The organism is Streptomyces sp. NPDC002676 (genome assembly GCF_053592455.1).
In genome coordinates this window covers 122,097-136,975 of sequence record NZ_JBSFVT010000007.1, presented here as the reverse complement: position 1 = coordinate 136,975, position 14,879 = coordinate 122,097, and the positions used below count along the sequence as shown (strand labels likewise).

At 72.5% G+C, this 14,879-nt stretch carries 12 protein-coding genes; 6 read left to right on the top strand and 6 right to left on the bottom strand.

The window, feature by feature from the left end:
• Positions 1 to 77 precede the first annotated feature (77 nt).
• From glpK to ACWD3E_RS21305, 3 genes are all read left to right on the top strand, one after another.
• Positions 78 to 1,616: a glycerol kinase GlpK gene (gene glpK, locus ACWD3E_RS21315; RefSeq protein WP_451389112.1), complete on the top strand. Its 1,539-nt coding sequence runs from the start codon at positions 78 to 80 to the stop codon at positions 1,614 to 1,616.
• 47 nt (positions 1,617 to 1,663) lie between these two features.
• A complete protein-coding gene (locus tag ACWD3E_RS21310) occupies positions 1,664 to 3,280 on the top strand; it encodes an FAD-dependent oxidoreductase (RefSeq protein WP_451389111.1) in 1,617 nt (538 codons plus the stop codon).
• A gap of 287 nt (positions 3,281 to 3,567) precedes the next feature.
• Positions 3,568 to 4,575 (top strand): PAC2 family protein, encoded by a 1,008-nt coding sequence (locus tag ACWD3E_RS21305; protein WP_451389110.1) that lies wholly within the window; start codon positions 3,568 to 3,570, stop codon positions 4,573 to 4,575.
• A 58-nt stretch (positions 4,576 to 4,633) separates the two neighbouring features.
• Here ACWD3E_RS21305 and mshC read toward each other — a convergent pair whose 3' ends face one another.
• The 4 genes from mshC to ACWD3E_RS21285 form a co-directional block, all read right to left on the bottom strand.
• Complete coding sequence (gene mshC / locus ACWD3E_RS21300; protein ID WP_451389109.1) at positions 4,634 to 5,863, bottom strand: cysteine--1-D-myo-inosityl 2-amino-2-deoxy-alpha-D-glucopyranoside ligase; 1,230 nt, start codon at positions 5,861 to 5,863, stop codon at positions 4,634 to 4,636.
• A 178-nt stretch (positions 5,864 to 6,041) separates the two neighbouring features.
• A complete protein-coding gene (locus tag ACWD3E_RS21295) occupies positions 6,042 to 6,899 on the bottom strand; it encodes an SCO1664 family protein (protein ID WP_451389108.1) in 858 nt (285 codons plus the stop codon).
• Entirely contained in the window at positions 6,863 to 7,453 is a 591-nt protein-coding gene (locus tag ACWD3E_RS21290) for a DUF3090 domain-containing protein (RefSeq protein WP_451389107.1), read from the bottom strand. The genes ACWD3E_RS21295 and ACWD3E_RS21290 overlap by 37 nt, the downstream gene beginning before the upstream one ends.
• A gap of 125 nt (positions 7,454 to 7,578) precedes the next feature.
• Positions 7,579 to 8,268, bottom strand: coding sequence for a histidine phosphatase family protein (locus ACWD3E_RS21285; protein ID WP_451389106.1), 690 nt, complete (start codon positions 8,266 to 8,268; stop codon positions 7,579 to 7,581).
• Between the two features lie 62 nt (positions 8,269 to 8,330).
• Here ACWD3E_RS21285 and corA point away from each other — a divergent pair, with 62 nt between their 5' ends.
• Positions 8,331 to 9,326: a magnesium/cobalt transporter CorA gene (gene corA / locus ACWD3E_RS21280; RefSeq protein ID WP_451389105.1), complete on the top strand. Its 996-nt coding sequence runs from the start codon at positions 8,331 to 8,333 to the stop codon at positions 9,324 to 9,326.
• A gap of 13 nt (positions 9,327 to 9,339) precedes the next feature.
• Here corA and ACWD3E_RS21275 read toward each other — a convergent pair whose 3' ends face one another.
• Positions 9,340 to 10,128, bottom strand: a complete 789-nt coding sequence (locus ACWD3E_RS21275; RefSeq protein WP_451389104.1) for a ferritin-like domain-containing protein — start codon at positions 10,126 to 10,128, stop codon at positions 9,340 to 9,342.
• A 247-nt stretch (positions 10,129 to 10,375) separates the two neighbouring features.
• Entirely contained in the window at positions 10,376 to 11,431 is a 1,056-nt protein-coding gene (locus ACWD3E_RS21270) for an LLM class F420-dependent oxidoreductase (RefSeq protein ID WP_451389103.1), read from the bottom strand.
• Between the two features lie 150 nt (positions 11,432 to 11,581).
• Between ACWD3E_RS21270 and ACWD3E_RS21265 the strand changes: the two genes are divergently transcribed.
• Both ACWD3E_RS21265 and ACWD3E_RS21260 read left to right on the top strand, forming a co-directional pair.
• Positions 11,582 to 12,565, top strand: a complete 984-nt coding sequence (locus ACWD3E_RS21265) for an aldo/keto reductase (RefSeq protein ID WP_451389102.1) — start codon at positions 11,582 to 11,584, stop codon at positions 12,563 to 12,565.
• On the top strand, positions 12,562 to 14,787 hold the full coding sequence (locus tag ACWD3E_RS21260; protein WP_451389101.1) for a helix-hairpin-helix domain-containing protein: 2,226 nt from the start codon (positions 12,562 to 12,564) through the stop codon (positions 14,785 to 14,787). Before ACWD3E_RS21265 ends, ACWD3E_RS21260 begins: the two co-directional genes overlap by 4 nt.
• Positions 14,788 to 14,879: the final 92 nt, after the last annotated feature.

The window sequence follows — 14,879 nt, the reverse complement described above, 5'->3', positions numbered from 1 at the left end:
GAAGCCCAGAAGCACCGATCCTTCGAGCACGCGCCGTACGTAAAGCCCCACCACCACGGATCTTTCAGGAGCACACAGTGACCGACGCCCACACCGCAGGCCCCTTCATCGCCGCAATCGACCAGGGCACGACCTCTTCGCGCTGCATCGTCTTCGACCGGGACGGCCGCATCGTCTCCGTCGACCAGAAGGAGCACGAGCAGATCTTCCCGAAGCCGGGCTGGGTCGAGCACAACGCCAACGAGATCTGGACCAACGTCCAGGAAGTCGTCGCCGGGGCCATCCAGAAGGCCGGCATCACCCGTGACGACATCAAGGCCATCGGTATCACCAACCAGCGCGAGACCACCGTGCTGTGGGACAAGAACACCGGTGAGCCCGTCCACAACGCCCTTGTCTGGCAGGACACCCGCACCGACGGCCTCTGCCGGGAGCTGGGCCGCAACGTCGGGCAGGACCGTTTCCGCCGCGAGACCGGTCTGCCGCTCGCGTCGTACTTCTCCGGCCCGAAGGCCCGCTGGCTGCTCGACAACGTCGAGGGCCTGCGCGAGCGCGCCGAGGCGGGCGACATCCTCTTCGGCACCATGGACACCTGGGTCATCTGGAACCTGACCGGCGGTGTCAACGGCGGCCACCACGTCACCGACGTCACCAACGCCTCCCGCACCCTTCTCATGAACCTGCACACGACGCAGTGGGACGAGAAGATCGCCGAGTCCATCGGCGTGCCGCTGCAGATCCTGCCCGAGATCCGGTCCTCCGCCGAGGTCTACGGCGAGGTCACCGGCGGCAAGCTGGGCGACCTGATCGGCGGCATCCCGGTCGCCTCCGCACTCGGCGACCAGCAGGCGGCCCTGTTCGGCCAGACCTGCTTCGCCGAGGGCGAGACCAAGTCCACCTACGGCACCGGCACCTTCATGGTGATGAACACCGGTGACAAGATCATCAACTCCTACGCGGGCCTGCTGACCACGGTCGGCTACAAGATCGGCGACCAGCCGACCGTGTACGCCCTGGAGGGCTCGATCGCCGTCACCGGCTCGCTGGTGCAGTGGATGCGCGACCAGATGGGCCTGATCTCCACCGCCGCCGAGATCGAGACGCTCGCGCTCTCGGTCGAGGACAACGGCGGCGCCTACTTCGTGCCGGCCTTCTCGGGCCTGTTCGCCCCGCACTGGCGCTCCGACGCCCGCGGTGTGATCGCCGGCCTGACCCGGTACGTCACCAAGGCGCACCTCGCGCGCGCCGTCCTGGAGGCGACCGCCTGGCAGACGCGGGAGATCGCCGACGCCATGGTCAAGGACTCCGGCGACGAGCTGGTGGCCCTGAAGGTCGACGGCGGCATGACCTCCAACAACCTGCTGATGCAGACCCTGGCCGACGTCCTGGACGCACCGGTGGTGCGCCCGATGGTCGCCGAGACCACCTGCCTCGGCGCCGCCTACGCCGCCGGTCTCGCCGTCGGCTTCTGGTCCAGCACCGACGAACTGCGTGCCAACTGGCGCCGGGCCGCCGAGTGGACCCCCCACATGGACGCGGAGACCCGCGACCGTGAGTACAAGAACTGGCTCAAGGCCGTCGACCGGACCATGGGCTGGATCGAGGACGAGGACTGAGCGGCCCGAACCGCTCAGACAGCTCTGACGAGGAGTAAGTACCCGACATGACCAGTCAGACCACCCTGATGTCCGTGCCTGCCCTGGGGACGCACCCGGCCTCCGGCTCGAACCCGAGCCGGGCCGAGACCAGGGAGCAGCTCTCCAAGGCGTCGTACGACCTTCTTGTGATCGGCGGCGGCATCCTGGGCATCTCCACCGCCTGGCACGCCGCGCAGTCCGGGCTCAGGGTGGCGCTGGTCGACTCCGGCGACTTCGCCGGTGCCACCTCCTCCGCCTCCTCCAAGCTCCTCCACGGCGGCCTGCGTTACCTGCAGACCGGTGCGGTGAAGCTGGTGGCGGAGAACCACTTCGAGCGCCGTGCGGTCTCTCACCAGGTGGCCCCCCACCTGGCGAACCCGCTCACCTTCTACCTCCCCGTGTACAAGGGCGGGCCGCACGGCGCGGCGAAGCTCGGGGCGGGCGTCTTCGCCTACTCCGCGCTCTCCGCCTTCGGTGACGGCGTGGGCCACCTGCTCTCCCCCGCCAAGGCGGCGCAGGACGTGCCCGAGCTGCGCACCGAGAACCTCAAGGCCGTGGCCGTGTACGGCGACGGTCAGATGAACGATGCGCGCATGGCGCTGATGACGGTCCGCGCGGCCGTCGACGCGGGCGCGGTCGTGCTCAACCACGCCGAGGTCACCGGGCTGCGCTTCACCAAGGGCCGGGTGACGGGCGCGGAACTGCGCGACCGGCTGTCCGGCGAGGAGTTCGGCGTGGGCGCCCGGCTCGTGCTGAACGCGACCGGCCCCTGGGTCGACCACCTGCGCCGGATGGAGGACCCGAACGCGGCTCCGTCCATCCGCCTGTCCAAGGGCGCGCACCTGGTCCTGAAGCGGACCTCGCCGTGGAAGGCCGCTCTTGCGACCCCCATCGACAAGTACCGCATCACCTTCGCCCTCCCCTGGGAGGACATGCTGCTGCTCGGCACCACCGACGAGGGGTACGAGGGCGACCCGGCGGACGTCGCGGTCAACGAGAAGGACATAGCCCAGATCCTGGACGAGGCCGCCTTCTCCATCCGCGACCAGCAGCTGAGCCGTGACCTGATCACCTACTCCTTCGCGGGTCTGCGCGTGCTGCCGGGCGGCCCCGGCGACACCGCCAAGGCCAAGCGCGAGACCGTGGTGACCGAGGGCAGGGGCGGCATGCTGTCCATCGCGGGCGGCAAGTGGACCACCTTCCGGCACATCGGCCGCACGATCATGAAGAAGCTGGAGGCGCTGCCCGGGCACCCGCTCGGCGACGACTTCGAGCCCGTCTCCTCGCTGCCGAAGCGGCTGCCGCTGCCCGGTGTCGCCAACCCGCGCGCGGTGGCCCACCGGCTGCTGGTGGACCACCCGGCGCCCGGCCCGCGCATGGCCGCCGACACCGCCAGGCACCTGGCCACCCACTACGGCTCCCTGTCCTTCGACATCGCCCGCCTGGCGAACGAGAACCCGGAGCTGGCCGAGCGCGTCCACCCGGACGCCCCGGAGATCTGGGCGCAGGTCGTCTACGCCCGGGACAACGAGTGGGCCGAGACGGCGGACGACGTGCTGCGCCGCCGTACGACGCTGACCATCCGCGGTCTTGCCACCGACGAGGTCCGCACCAAGGTCCAGGACCTGCTCGACAAGAAGTAGGACCTGCCTGCAGAAGCACCGGAAGGTCCCTCGAAGCGGGATCCGAGGGCAGCAAGCGGGACCTGACAGTCTGTCAAGGGCGGCCCCCTGCCGACGGGGCCGCCCTTGGCGTGCGCCTGCGCCGAGGCCGTGACCGTCTCCGGGGCTCCCGGTCGGCGACGGGTGTTCCGAGGCGGCGATCGGGGCAGTGATCCGGTCACTGCCCCGCGCAAGGGGGCTGCGGGCGCCCCCGCCGGACGCCGTAAGGTTGGGACGTCAAGCGAGGGCACGTCGGAAGGAGGCACTGGGTGATCGAGCTGGAGGGGGTTCCCGAGCTGATCGACCCAGTCATGGTGGCCGCGTTCGAGGGCTGGAACGATGCCGGCGACGCCGCCTCCACGGCGGTCGCGCATCTGGAACGCGAGTGGAAGGGCGAGGTGTTCGCGGCGCTGGACGCCGAGGACTACTACGACTTCCAGGTGAACCGCCCCACGGTGTTCATGGACGCCGGAGTGCGAAAGATCACATGGCCGACGACACGGCTGTCGGTGGTCCGGGTCGGCGGCGACAAGCCCCGCGACCTGGTGCTGGTGCGCGGCATCGAACCGTCCATGCGCTGGCGCTCGTTCTGCAACGAGCTGCTCGGTTTCGCGCACGAGCTGGGAGTGGAGCTGGTGGTCATCCTGGGCGCCCTGCTCGGTGACACCCCGCACACGCGTCCGGTCCCGGTGAGCGGGGTCACCTCCGACCCGGACCTGGCCCGCCGGATGGACCTGGAGGAGACCAAGTACGAGGGCCCGACGGGCATCGTCGGCGTCCTGCAGGAGGCGTGCACGCACGCGGGCGTCCCGGCGGTGTCGCTGTGGGCGGCCGTGCCGCACTACGTCTCCCAGCCGCCCAACCCGAAGGCCACTTTGGCGCTGCTCAACCGTCTGGAGGACCTGCTGGACCTGCGGATCCCGCAGGGCGAGCTGCCCGAGGACGCGCGGGCCTGGCAGGTGGGCGTGGACCAGCTGGCCGCCGAGGACAGCGAGGTCGCCGAGTACGTCCAGACGCTGGAGGAGGCCCGGGACACCGCGGAGCTGCCTGAGGCGTCGGGTGAGGCGATCGCCCGCGAGTTCGAACGGTATCTGCGGCGCCGGGACGTGAACCCGCCCGGCGGACACGCCACGGCGGACGGCGCGGACGGCGGCTCCTACCTGCGGGACAACCCGAGCGGCCGGAGCCGGCCGCCGAAGCCAGGGCCTGGGCCGGGGCCGGGGCCAGGGCCGTCCGGCGGCTCGGAGGGCAACGACGAGGACGGCTCGGAGGACTGAGCAACGCGAAGGGGCGGTTCCCCGCGGTGGGGAACCGCCCCTTCGTCATGCAGTACGGCTACAGGGCCACGCCCAGCAGCGCGTCCACGGCCCGGCTGACCAGGCCGGGGGCGCCGATGTCGGTGCCGCCCTCCTGCTCCTGGCGGGCCGCCCAGCGGTCCACGGCGGCGAGCGCTGCGGGCGCGTTCAGGTCGTCGGCCAGGGCCTCGCGGATCTCCTCGACGAGCGCGTCGGCGGACGGCCCGTCGGGGCGGGAGACGGCGGCACGCCAGCGGCCGAGGCGGGCCACGGCGTCCTCGAGCACCTGGTCGGTCCACTCCCAGTCCGCACGGTAGTGGTGGGCGAGCAGGGCCAGCCGGATGGCGCCCGAGTCGACGCCGTCGCGACGCAGCTGCGAGATGAAGACGAGGTTGCCCTTGGACTTGGACATCTTCTGGCCGTGCAGGGCGACCATGCCGGCGTGGACGTAGGCCTTGGCCATAGGGAACTCGCCGGTGAGCACCTGGGCGTGCGAGGCGCCCATCTCGTGGTGCGGGAAGGCGAGGTCGGAGCCGCCGCCCTGGACGTCGAAGCCCATGCCGAGGTGGTCGAGGGCGATGGCCACGCACTCGATGTGCCAGCCGGGGCGCCCGGGGCCGAGCGAGCCGCCGTCCCAGCTGGGTTCGCCCTCGCGGGCCGCCATCCACAGCATCGGGTCCAGCGGGTTCTTCTTGCCCGGACGGTCCGGGTCGCCGCCGCGCTCGGCGGACAGCAGTCGCATCGCCGCCGCGTCGAGGTTCGAGACCTCGCCGAAGTGCGGGTCGGACTCGACGGAGAAGTAGATGTCGCCGTCCAGCTCGTAGGCCGCGCCGAGTTCACGCAGCCGCTCCACGAGCGGGACGATGCCGGGTATCGCCTCGACGGCGCCTATGTAGTGCCGCGGCGGGAGCATCCTGAGGGCGGTCATGTCCTCGCGGAAGAGGGCCGTCTCCTGCTCGGCGAGGGCGACCCAGTCGACGCCGTCGCGGTTGGCGCGCTCCAGCAGCGGATCATCGACGTCGGTGACGTTCTGGACGTAGTGGACCTGCCGCTTGGTGTCGAGCCACACGCGCTGAACGAGGTCGAACGCGTTGTAGGTCGCCGCGTGCCCCATGTGGGTGGCGTCGTACGGCGTGATGCCACAGACGTAGATACGGGCGACGGGACCGGGGTCCAGGGTGACGGGACCGCCGGTCGCGGTGTCGTGGATCCTCAGGTCGCGGCCCTGACCAGGCAGGGCGGGGACCTCGGAAGCGGGCCAGGCATGCATGTACATGAGCGTAACCGGACCGGAGTTGCGGATACGAACCGGACGGGCTGGTTGGCCGGTAGGGCACTCTTGCGCATCCGCGGCCGATGTGATCGCACCGGCGTGCTCGGACCAGTGTTCTCACACCGTTCCTGACACCGGCATACCACCGTCATCCGCGCACCGCATGCCACCGTTCTCACACCGGCGGCCACGGGATGGCCGGCCACTGTCCGTTCGGCTCCGGGTGCAGCCCGGTGGCGAGCAGCGCCTCGGCACGCACGCGCGTGGCGGCGATCTCGGCCGGGGTGATCAGTCCCGTCAGCCGCGCGGCCAGGTCGCCGCCCTCGCTGAGGCTCTCGCGCAGCCCCTGGAGCACGTCGACTGCCTCGTCCGTCAGCGGTTCCCCGGCCCACCCCCACAGGAGGGTGCGGAGCTTGTCCTCGACGTTGAAGGCGACCCCGTGGTCGATGCCGTAGAGCCGGCCCCGGGCGGTGGGGAGCAGGTGGCCGCCCTTGCGGTCGGCGTTGTTGATCACCGCGTCGAGGACGGCGAGCCGGCGCAGCCGTTCGTCGTCGGCGTGTACGAGCAGCGCGGTGCGGCCCTCGCCGACCTCGGCGAGACCGATCGCCTTCCAGCCCGGCTCCGGCTCCTCTGCATCGACCAGCGCGAGCAGCTCGGCCTCGGCGCTCGCCTCGATCCACAGCTGGCACATGCCCTCGCCGTACGGCCCGTCGCGCAGCACGGTCGGCGGCACGAGTCCCCAGCCGGTGGCCTCGGAGACCTCGTAGGCGGCCACCTCGCGGCCCGCGAGGGTGCCGTCGGGGAAGTCCCACAGCGGGCGCTCCCCGGCCACGGGCTTGTACACGCAGGCGGCTTCCTGGCCGTCGTACGCGACCGAGCAGAACAGCGCCGCGTTGGAGGCCTCGCGGATCCGGCCGCGGACGGTCAGCTCACCGCGGGCGAGCAGCTCGGCGGCGGCTGCGTCGGCCGCCGCGTCAGCCCCTGCCTCGGCAGCGGTCACGCTCCGCGGCGGTATCCGTTCTGGCGCGGACATACGTGTCCTTCCGGATCGAGCGGGAGGCTGCACAGCGGGCACGGCGGCCTTCCGGCGTTGACGACGTCGAGGGCGCGCTTGGCGAAGGCCCTGGCCTGCGCGCCGGTCAGCCGGACCCGCAGCATGGGGGGCCCGTTCTCCTCGTCCTGGAGCAGCCGCTCCTCGGCCTCGGCGAGGTCCTCCTCGGTCTCGGCGTCCAGCTCCACGAGGGCCTGCGCCTCGACGATCATGCGCTGTTCCTCGCCGTCCCAGGCCAGGGCCATCGTGCCGACGCGGAACTCCTCCTCGATGGGGGTGTCCAGCGGGGCGGTGTCGGCGATCTCCGTGGGCGCCACGGCGGGCACGGCGGCGCTGCCGCCGCTGCGCCGTACGACCTCGTCGAGCAGCTCGTCCATGCGCTCGGCGAGCGCGGCGACCTGGGTCTTCTCCAGGACCACGCTGGTCACCCGGGAGCCTGCGGCGGCCTGGAGGAAGAACGTACGGCGTCCGGGCAGTCCGACCGTGCCGGCCACGAAACGGTCCGGCGGGTCGTAGAGGAACACCTGACGGGACACGTCCTGTCTCCATTGGATTCGAGAGTTGCGGGAGTTGCGGGAGTTTCAGCAGTCGGGGGTTTTGGCAGCACGGGCCGCGTGTGAGCGCGGCTGTGCGGACCGCTTCACCCTACTGCGGGCGACGATCACGGTGCGCCCGCACCGCCTCCGACGGGAGCGTCGCCTCCCGGGGGTGCTTCCTCGCGGGGGGCGAGGGAGGCGAGGTCGCCGGTGTCCCCGAGGCGGACGAGGAACGGCCTGAGGCGGGTGTAGCGGATGGCGGTGATGGAGCACGGTTCCACGGAGATCCGCTGGAAGAGGTCGAGGTGGAGCCCGAGCGCGTCGGCGACGAGGGACTTGATGATGTCGCCGTGGGAGCACATGAGGTAGACGGCGTCGGCGCCGTGGTCGCGCTCCACGCGCGCGTTCCACTCGCGTACGGCCTCGGCGGCGCGGGTCTGCATGGCCCGCATGGACTCCCCGCCGGGGAAGGCGGCGGCCGACGGGTGCGCCTGTACGACCTCCATCAGCGGTTCGTCCGCCAGCTCGGCGAGCTTGCGGCCGGACCAGTCGCCGTAGTGGCACTCGCCGATGCGCTCGTCGGTGTGGGCGCGCAGTCCGGGGCGGGCGTCGAGCAGTGGCCGGATGGTCTCCTGGCAGCGCTGGAGGGGGCTGGCGACGACCTCGGCGATCGGCAGCGCCCGGAGGCGTCCGGGCAGTGCGGCGGCCTGTGCGGCCCCGCGCTCGTCCAGGGCGACGCCGGGGGTCCACCCGGCGAGCACACCCGAGGTGTTGGCGGTGGAACGTCCGTGCCTTACGAGGATCAGCGTGGGCATGCGGCCCAGGGTAGGGGCACTCCGAGATGCGGGCGCGGGCGGGCGACGGGAGAATGCGCTGCGTGATCGTCGACTGCGCCGTCTACCGGCATGGGCACCGCACCGAGGCCCCGGACGACCTGTCCGACGCGCTCGCCGAGGCGCGGGCGGCCGGCGGGTTCGTGTGGATCGGGCTGTACGAACCCTCGGAGCGGGAGTTCGACCTGGTCACCGAGGAGTTCGGACTGCATCCGCTGGCGGTCGAGGACGCGCTCAAGGCGCATCAGCGGCCCAAGCTGGAGGTGTACGCCGACTCGTTGTTCATGGTCCTGAAACCGGTCGTGTACGAGCCCCACAGCGACACCGTCACCACCGGCGAGATCATGGTCTTCATCGGCGACTGCTTCGTGGTGACCGTCCGGCACGGCGAGGCCTCCCCGCTGGCCGCCGTACGGCACCGGCTGGAGGAGGAGCCGGAGATGCTGGGCAAGGGCACCACCGCCGTGATGTACGCGATCTCCGACGCCACCGTCGACCACTACCTGGAGGTGGCGACGGAGCTGGCGACCGACCTGGAGGAGCTGGAGGCGGAGGTGTTCCGGCCGGAGGGCGGCCGCTCACGGCACACCGCGTCCCGGATCTACACCTTCAAGCGGCAGATCCTGGAGTTCCGGCGGGCGACCGGGCCGCTGGCACTGCCGCTGACCCGGCTGGCCGGCACCGGCCAGTTCGGCGCCGGGCTGCCCTTCGTGGACGAAAAGGCGCGGCCGTTCTTCCGTGACGTGCTCGACCACCTCGCGCGCGTCAACGAGTCCATCGAGGCCCTGGACCGGCTGGTGTCGGACATCCTGGCGGCGCATCTGGCGCAGATGAGCGTGCGGCAGAACGACGACATGCGGAAGATCTCCGCGTGGGCGGCCATGGCGGCGATCCCCACGATGATCGCGGGGATCTACGGCATGAACTTCGACCACATGCCCGAGCTGCACTGGCTGTGGGCGTACCCGGCGGTGATCCTGGCGATGGCCGCCCTGGAGGTGCTGCTGTACCGCATGTTCAAGCAGCGCGGCTGGCTGTGACCCGTGGCATGTCCTAGGCGTACTCGTGCGCGGGGGCGGCGGGTCCGCCGAGTGGGTCGCGGCGCTCGGGGATGCGGAGGGTGACCATGCGGTGCCAGCCCAGGAGGCGTTCGTAGGCGTACACGGCGTGGATCGCGGCGGCGAGGAGCGCGGACTTGGCCTTCGGCCAGCCGAGGATGCGGCCCATGTGGGCCATCACGGCGAGGCTGACGTCGCGGTAGACGCGGATCTCGGCGAGCGCGCACGCGCGCAGGGTGCGCTGGATGAGCCGGCCGTGCCCGGCGGCGGCGAAGCGCAGCAGCTCCTCGTGGGTGTAGGCGAGGTGGTTGTCCTCGTCGTGGGAGATCATGCGGACGGCCCTGCCGACCTCGGGGTGGTCGGAGAAGTGCCTGCGGAGCATCACCATCTGGTCGGCGGCGCGCTGTTCGGTGACCCGGCTGTGCGCGAGGTAGACGATGAGGTCCCGCACGGTGAGCGGCTCGTCCCGCTTCAGCTTGTCGTGGGCGAGGCCGATGCCGCGCCGTTCCAGCAGCATCGTGTAGTCGGTCTCGGGCGGGACGGCGACCGGTCGCACGCCGCGCTTCTTCATGAGGGCGTTGAAGATGCGCCCGTGCTTGTCCTCGTCGGCGCCGTGCCGGCTGATCTTGGGGACGAGTGCGCGCTCGCTCTGCGGTACGAGGGCGGCGATCCGTCCGTTCTCCCAGCCGCCCTGGGCCTCCCCGCCGGCCGCGATGGAGCAGAAGAGCCGGAAGGACTCGTCGTTGTCGAGGATCTCCTGGAACAGACTCTTGGCCGAAAGCATGGAAGCCGCCTCTCCGCACGATTCCGCAGGTTTACGCAGATTCCGCAGGATCCCGCAAAGACCGAGTCAAATGCGGACAGAGAGGGGCCGCAACAGCTGTGCACGCCGACTGGGCCGAAAGGGGGAACCCCCGGGGGCGTAACCGCCCGGCGGCAGACGCGTTGTTACCCGTGACGGCCGTGGCGGGGAAGACCCCCGAGCCCCCACCACGGCCGCTGAAAACTCCCCCCGCCACAAGGCGACAGGGCTACGCCAGTCCGGCGCGCTCCAGGGCCTCGGTGCCCGCCCGGAGGGAGGCGAGCCGCTCGTCCAGCGTGAAGCCGGCCGGGGCGAGGCTGAGGGTGGTGACACCGGCGGCGGCGTACGCCTTCATCCGGTCGGCGATGCGGTCGACGGAGCCGAGCAGCGTCGTCCTGTCGATGAGGTCCTGCGGAATCGCCGCCGCGGCACCGGCCTTGTCGCCGGACAGGTACTTCTCCTGGATCTCGGCGGCCTCCTTCTCGTACCCCATGCGCTTGGCGAGCTGGTTGTAGAAGTTCTGCTTGGCGCTGCCCATGCCGCCGACGTACAGCGCGGTGTAGGGGCGGAAGGTGTCGGCGAGCTTCGCCACGTCCTTGTCGTCGCCGACGGCGAGCGGCAGGGTCGGGCAGACGTCGAACCCGTCGAGGGTCTTGCCCGCCTTCTCCCGGCCCGCGCGCAGGTACGTCATCGTGGTCTCCTCCAGGTGCTCGGCGGAGGGGAAGATGAGCAGGGCGCCGTCGGCGATCTCGCCGGTCTGCTCCAGGTTCTTCGGGCCGATCGCGGCGATGTACAGCGGGATGTGCTCGCGCTCCGGGTGCACGGTCAGCTTGATGGGCTTGCCCGGGCCGCCGGGCAGCGGCAGCGTCCAGTGCTCGCCCTCGTACGACAGCCGCTCCCGCGACATCGCCTTGCGGACGATCTCCGCGTACTCGCGCGTGCGCGCCAGCGGCTTGTCGAACTTGACGCCGTACCAGCCCTCGGAGACCTGCGGGCCGGAGACGCCGAGGCCGAGCCGGAAGCGGCCCTTGGACAGCGAGTCCAGGGTCGCCGCGGTCATCGCGGTCATCGCGGGCTGCCGGGCCGGGATCTGGAAGATGGCCGAGCCGATGTCGATCCGCTCGGTCTGCGCGGCGACCCAGCTGAGCACCGTGGCCGCGTCGGAGCCGTACGCCTCGGCGGCCCAGCACACGGAGTAGCCCAGCCTGTCGGCCTCCTGCGCCACGGCCAGATTGTCCGCGTCCATCCCGGCGCCCCAGTAGCCGAGGTTGATCCCGAGCTGCATGGCCGATTCCCCTTACCCATGAGTAACGTCCTGTGGCGCAGACCTTAGCGCGCGGGTGGGGGCCGGGGGCAGGGGACCCGCGCGGCCGTGAGCCGGTCAGTTGTCCACAGGCAACCCACCGCACCGGCTATGGCCAGTAATCTCGCGGGCATGGAGCAGAGGCAACTCGGCCGCACCGGCCTGCGTGTGTCCCGGATCGGGCTCGGCACCCTCACCTGGGGGCGGGACACCGACGAGCACGACGCCGCGGACATGCTGAAGGCGTTCTGGGAGGCCGGCGGCACCCTCGTCGACACCGCCGACGTGTACGGCGACGGGGAGGCGGAGTATCTGCTCGGGCATCTGACAGACGGCCTGGTGCCGCGACGGGACCTGGTCATCTCGACCAAGGCGGGCAGCGTGCCCGATCCCGACCGCCGCTTCGACGGCTCCCGGGGCCATCTGCTCGCCGCGCTCGACGCCTCCCTGGCCCGCCTCGGCACGGACTACGTCGACCTGTGGCACGTCCACGCCTACGACCCCGGCACCCCGCTGGAGGAGACCCTCCAGGCCCTGGACCTCGCGGTGAGCAGTGGCCGCGCCCGCTACGTGGCGGTCTCCAACTTCTGCGGCTGGCAGCTCGCCAAGGCGGCCACCTGGCAGCTGGCGGCTCCGGGCGCGCGCACCCGGCTCGCCGCCACGCAGCTGGAGTACTCGCTGCTCCAGCGCGGCGCCGAGCGCGAGGTGCTGCCCGCCGCGCTCGACCTGGGCGTCGGCCTGCTGCCCTCCTCCCCGCTGGGCCGGGGCGTGCTGACGGGAAAGTACCGGCACACCACTCCCCCGGACTCACGCGGCGCCTCCGAGCACCTGGCGCCGTTCGTCGCGCCCTACCTGGACGACACGGCGGCGCGCATCGTGGACGCGGTGACGACCGCCGCGGACGGGCTCGCGGTCACCCCGCTCCAGGTCGCCCTCGCCTGGGTCCGGGACCGGCCCGGCGTGGCGGCGCCGATCGTCGGCGCACGCAACGCGCAGCAGCTCACGGCGGCATTGTCAGTGGAGGCGCTTAGTCTTCCTGACGAGATCTGCCGGGCCCTCGACGACGTGTCGGCGCCCGTGCACCGCTATCCCGATCACGACTGGAGCACGCTGTGAGCACGGAGCCGGAGACGACGGACGAAGCCGGGCCGGGGACCCCGGACACCCCGGAGCGCCCGGACGCCCCCGAGCAGGACACGGCGGACGGCGCGAAGGGCGCCGAGGGCGTCGGTGAGCGCACCGGCGAGGGCGAAGCCGACGGCAGGGGCTCCGGTGAGGGCGAGGGTGACGGCTCCGGCGATGCCGCCCCGTCCGGAGCGGAGGCCGAGCTGGCCGCGCAACGGCTCGAGCGGGAGCGCATCGAGCGGCGCAAGGCCGAGAAGAAGGGCCCGATCGAGAGCGGCGCCAAGCTGAGCGGCAAGGCCGCCGACCTGCTCGCGGCGGTCCGCGCGGTGGAGAGCGGCGAGAAGCCGGTGGCCACGGTCTTCGCCGAGCCCGCGCCCGCCCCGCGCCGCCCGGCCCCGGAGCCCGTCCGCCGGGCGCAGCCCGCCCCCGCCGTCGCGGCGCCCGCCGCGCCGGCTCCGGAAACCGTCGAGGCCGTGCGCCGCGTGCTGGCCGAGGGCGGTGCACCCGAGGCGCTGGCGCCCCAGGCGGCCGCGGCCCTGGGCGAGGGCGCCGACACCGCGCTGCGCGAGGACCCCTGGCAGCTCCTCCGGGTCGGCGGGGTACGGCCCGAGCAGGCCGACGGGTTCGCGCGGGCGCTGCTCGGCGCCGAGTGCCGCCCGGACGACGAGCGGCGGGGCCGTGCCGTGACCGGCTGGCTCCTGGAGCAGGCGGCCCTGGCCGGGCACACCGCCCTGGAGCTGCCGGCGCTCACCCAGGCACTCGCCCAGCGCGGGGTGCCCGACCCGGACGCGGCCGTACAGAGCGCGCTCGCGGAGGGCGAGGCCCTGGTCTTCCAGGACGCCCTGGAGGAGCCCGGCGCCCCGGCCCCGCAGGCGTCACAGGCGTCGGAGGTGTCGGAGGAGGAAGAGGGCGAGGAGGCGGAGCGGCCGGTGCGGGTCCTCGTCGGCCTGGAGCGGTACGCACTCGCCGAGGAGAGCCTCGCCGACGGCCTGGCCCGCCTGCTCAACTCCCTGCCCAAGGAGGCCGCGGAACCCTGGGAGGCAGCCGTCGCCGGGGCGACGGGCGGCGCGGCCGAGCTGGCGCGCGCGGTCGGTGGGCACGGCCTGGTGCTGCACACGGGCGGCGAGGCGGCCCGCGCCGAACCGGCCGCGCTGCTCGGCGCCGCCCGCGCCGCGGGGCTGCGCGCCTGGGCGGCCTGCCACACCCCGGACGGAAGCCGCCGCTTCGCCGGGCTGCTCGGCGCGGCCGACGAGTCCGCTCCCGTCGGCACGGTCGCCGGTCTGCTCTCCGGTGCGCAGGCGCCGGGCCGGGACGCGGACGGCGCCCTGGACCTCGACCTGCTGATCGTCCTGGACGCTCCCCAACTCGACGTGGAGAGCGCCGCGATGCTGGTGGAGTCGCTGCCCGACGGAGCGCGGCTGGTGCTGAGCGGCGACCCTGCGGTGCTGTGGTCGGCCGGGCCCGGACGGGTCTTCGCCGACCTGCTCGCGGCCCGCGCGTGCCCGCTGCTCGCCTCCCGCACCCCCGACCCCGGCCCGCTCGGCGAGCTGGTCTCCGGCATCGGCATCGGAGAGCTGAACCAGGTCGAGGCGCCCGGCAAGGAGCTGGTCATCGTGCCGGTGCGGGACGCGGGCGAGGCTGTGCACCGGACCGTGCAGCTGGTCGCCGACTCGGTGCCGCGCGCGATCGGCGTCCCGGCCGAGCAGACGGTGGTGATCACCCCGGGCCACGGGGGCACCGCGGGCACCCGCGCCCTCAACATCGCCCTCAAGGAACGTCTCAACCCGGGCCCCGGCCGCTTCGGCGGCTTCGACCCCGGCGACCGGATCGCGTACTCCTCCGCCGCGGGCCGTACGGTGCCGGGCACGGTCGTGCAGGCCGACGCCGACGGGCTGCACCTGTCGTGCGCGGGCGCCCGGGTCGTCGTACCGCGGGAGCGGGTGGAGCAGTGCGTGCGGCACGGCTGGGCGCTGACCGCGCACCAGGCGGTGGGCGGCCGGTGGCCGGCGGCGGTCGTCGTCCTGCCCGGCGACGCCGCGCAGGCGCTCAGCAGACCGTGGGTGTACACGGCGTTCGGCCGGGCCGAGCGTCATCTCTCGGTGGTGCACGGCGTGGAGCAGGCCCTGCCCAGGGCGGTGGCGGAGGTCCCGGCGAAGCCCCGCACGACGCGCCTGCAGACGTTGCTGCGGACGCAGGTCGCGTCGACGAGCTGACCTGCTCGCTCTCTTCCGCCTTCTTTGCCGCGAAAGCGAAGGACGGCGGTGCCGTGGGGCCGGCCTCGGACCGGTCCCACGGCACCGCCGTC

Coding starts and splice junctions, on each gene's coding strand:
- ACWD3E_RS21310 (WP_451389111.1), top strand. CDS start 1,664: ATGACCAGTCAGACCACCCTGATGTCCGTGCCTGCCCTGGGGACGCAC.
- mshC (WP_451389109.1), bottom strand. CDS start 5,863: ATGCATGCCTGGCCCGCTTCCGAGGTCCCCGCCCTGCCTGGTCAGGGC.
- ACWD3E_RS21295 (WP_451389108.1), bottom strand. CDS start 6,899: ATGTCCGCGCCAGAACGGATACCGCCGCGGAGCGTGACCGCTGCCGAG.
- ACWD3E_RS21285 (WP_451389106.1), bottom strand. CDS start 8,268: ATGCCCACGCTGATCCTCGTAAGGCACGGACGTTCCACCGCCAACACC.
- ACWD3E_RS21275 (WP_451389104.1), bottom strand. CDS start 10,128: ATGCTTTCGGCCAAGAGTCTGTTCCAGGAGATCCTCGACAACGACGAG.
- ACWD3E_RS21270 (WP_451389103.1), bottom strand. CDS start 11,431: ATGCAGCTCGGGATCAACCTCGGCTACTGGGGCGCCGGGATGGACGCG.
- ACWD3E_RS21265 (WP_451389102.1), top strand. CDS start 11,582: ATGGAGCAGAGGCAACTCGGCCGCACCGGCCTGCGTGTGTCCCGGATC.